Genomic DNA, 2,475 nt, shown 5'->3' with positions numbered 1-2,475 from the left:
CGCCCGGACCGCGCACCCCACCTCGTACGCGCATGTCACGCAGGTCACGCACGTCACTGCCATCGCACACCATCGTCATCCGGAGGACACGCCATGCAGCACGACTCGCCGACCCCCGCGCCCGCCCCCGTGACCGGTCACCCGGACGCGCAGCCGCACCCGGACCCGTACGAGCCCGTCACCGCCCTGCCCACCCGGCGGGCCGGCGGGTGCCCGTTCGCCCCGCCGCCCGAGCTGGGCGAGCTCCGCGCGGAGCGGCCGATCGCCCCGCTGCGCTTCCCCGACGGGCACACGGGCCGGCTGGTCACCGGCCACTCCGCGGTCCGCGCGATCCTCGCGGACGCCCGCTTCAGCGCCCGGTACGAGCTGATGCACCACCCCCTCCCGGACGGGCCCGAGGGCCCGCTGCCGCCGGCCCCGGTCGGCGACATGACGGGCATGGACGCTCCCGAGCACACCCGCTACCGCCGGCTGCTCATGGGGAAGTTCACCGTCCGGCGGATGCGCGCGCTGACCGAGCGTGTGCGGCACTTCACCGCCGAGACGCTGGACGCCATGGAGCGCCGGGGGCCGGGAGTGGACCTGGTGGAGGTGTTCGCCCAGCCGATCCCCGCGCTGATGATCTGTGAACTGCTCGGGGTGCCCCACGCCGACCGCGACACCTTCCACGGATACACGGTCACCGTCATGTCCCTGGAGGTGTCCGTGGAGGAGCGGTACGCGGCCATGACCGGTCTCCAGGACTACCTGCGGGGGCTCGTCCTGGCCAAGCGCGCGGAACCGACCGACGATCTGCTCAGCGACCTGACGCGGGAACCCGGCCTCACCGACGAGGAAATCGTCGGCCTCGGCGCCCTCCTGCTCGCCGCCGGCCTGGACACCACGGCCAATATGCTCGCCCACGGCACCTTCGCGCTGCTCAGCCACCCGGAGCAGTTCGCCGCCCTCCGCGACGACCCGAGCCTCGCCGAACAGGCGATCGAGGAGCTCCTGCGCTTTCTGACGGTCGCCCCCTTCACGGCGCGGGTGGCGCTGGAGGACGTCGAGATCGACGGCGAGCTGATCGGGGCCGGCGAGACGGTCATCTGCTCCCTGGAGACCGCCAACCGCGATCCCTCGAAGTTCCCCGAGCCCGACACCCTCGATCTGCGGCGCAGGGCCACCGGCCATCTGGGGTTCGGCCACGGCATCCACCAGTGCCTGGGCCAGCAGCTGGCCCGGGTCGAGATGGCGGTCGCCCTCCCGGCGCTGGTCGCCCGCTTCCCCACGCTGCGGCTGGCCGTCCCGGCCGAGGAGATCCCGCTGCGCACCGACATGAACATCTACGGCGTGCACCGGCTGCCCGTCGCCTGGGACGAGGTGTAGGACGATGGGGACGGAGATGGAGATCGACATCGACCGTGAGCGCTGCGTCGGGGCGGGCATGTGCGCCCTGACCGCCCCCGAGGTCTTCGACCAGGACGCCGACGACGGCCGGGTCGTCCTGCTGGAGCGCCGGCCGCCCCGCGAGCGGCAGGCGGCGGCCCGAATGGCGGCGGGGGTGTGCCCCGCCGGGGTCATCCGGGTCAGGGACCGGCCGGGGGGTTCGGCGCGGGCACGGTGAGCGCGGGCACCGGGCGGGGGCTCCCGGCGGCGTCGACGGCCACGAACGTCAGCCGCCCGCCGGCCACCTCGGTCGCCGGACCCGAGGCGTTCCAGCGCTCCGCGGTCACCCGCACCGCGACCGTCATCGAGGTGCGCCCGGCCCGCTCCAGTTCGGCGTGGACGGTGAGCAGGTCACCGGCGCGCACGGGGGCGAGGAAGGTCAGGCGGTCCACGGAGACGGTGACGGCCGGGCCGTCGGCGTGCCGCCCGGCAGCGGCGGCGGCCGCGTCGTCGATCAGCTTCATCACAACGCCGCCGTGGATGGTCCCGTAGAGGTTCGTGTCGTGCTCGCTCATGATGTGGGCGAGCGTCACCCGGGAGTCGGCGGGGGTCTTGGCGGGCGTCCCGGGCGCGGCGGCCGGGGTGGTGGTGGCGGTGTCGGCCACGTCAACTCTCCTTCGCGAGTCGCGGCGGGGGGCCCGGGGCGGGGTGCGCGCGGGTCCCCTTCCGTACGCGCCGGTCGCGTACGGGCAGCGGCAGGTCTTCGGACTCGCGGGCCCGCCGTCGTACGCCGTGGCCGACGAAGGCCGACGGACGTACGGGGCGCCTACTGGCCGTCGCTTCCCGGGCCCGTTCCTCGGGCGGGGCCCAGTGCGTGGGACGGCGGTCGTTCCCGCTCACCGCTGCGGGGCAGTCCCGGACTTCCACCGGGTTCCCTCTTACGACGCGTCCCGCCTGGCTGACGGGGCGAACCAGCTGCGTCCGCCAGCCTAACGGCCGCGCCCGGGGCGGTGATCGGCCCCCGGTGGTGGCGGGCGGCGCGGGGGCCGGGCTGTCCGAGGTCGACGGTACGGGGGTCGGCCTCCCGGCCGGCTGTCGCCTCGGGAGCGT

Annotated in this window: 3 protein-coding genes and 1 riboswitch; of the genes, 2 read left to right on the top strand and 1 reads right to left on the bottom strand. The window is 74.9% G+C overall.

Translation table 11 applies throughout. The features are described from left to right. The first annotated feature begins 93 nt into the window (after positions 1-93). Positions 94-1,365: a cytochrome P450 gene (locus ACSNOD_RS30475; protein WP_436770315.1), complete on the top strand. Its 1,272-nt coding sequence runs from the start codon at positions 94-96 to the stop codon at positions 1,363-1,365. Positions 1,366-1,381: 16 nt separating this feature from the next. Next, entirely contained in the window at positions 1,382-1,603 is a 222-nt protein-coding gene (locus ACSNOD_RS30470) for a ferredoxin (RefSeq protein ID WP_436770316.1), read from the top strand. Here ACSNOD_RS30470 and ACSNOD_RS30465 read toward each other — a convergent pair. Next, a complete protein-coding gene (locus tag ACSNOD_RS30465) occupies positions 1,566-2,030 on the bottom strand; it encodes an acyl-CoA thioesterase (protein ID WP_436770314.1) in 465 nt (154 codons plus the stop codon). The two genes, ACSNOD_RS30470 and ACSNOD_RS30465, sit on opposite strands and share 38 nt — an antisense overlap. 88 nt (positions 2,031-2,118) lie before the next feature. Further along, positions 2,119-2,339, bottom strand: a riboswitch (cobalamin riboswitch). Positions 2,340-2,475: the final 136 nt, after the last annotated feature.

It is taken from the genome of Streptomyces sp. URMC 123, from assembly GCF_051386515.1.
In the GTDB taxonomy this organism is placed as follows: domain Bacteria; phylum Actinomycetota; class Actinomycetes; order Streptomycetales; family Streptomycetaceae; genus Streptomyces.
This window is presented reverse-complemented; position numbering and strand designations above follow the sequence as displayed.

What these genes read in the sequence shown, in the direction of transcription:
- ACSNOD_RS30470 (WP_436770316.1), top strand. Translation starts at nt 1,382, where the DNA reads ATGGAGATCGACATCGACCGTGAGCGCTGCGTCGGGGCGGGCATGTGC.
- ACSNOD_RS30475 (WP_436770315.1), top strand. Translation starts at nt 94, where the DNA reads ATGCAGCACGACTCGCCGACCCCCGCGCCCGCCCCCGTGACCGGTCAC.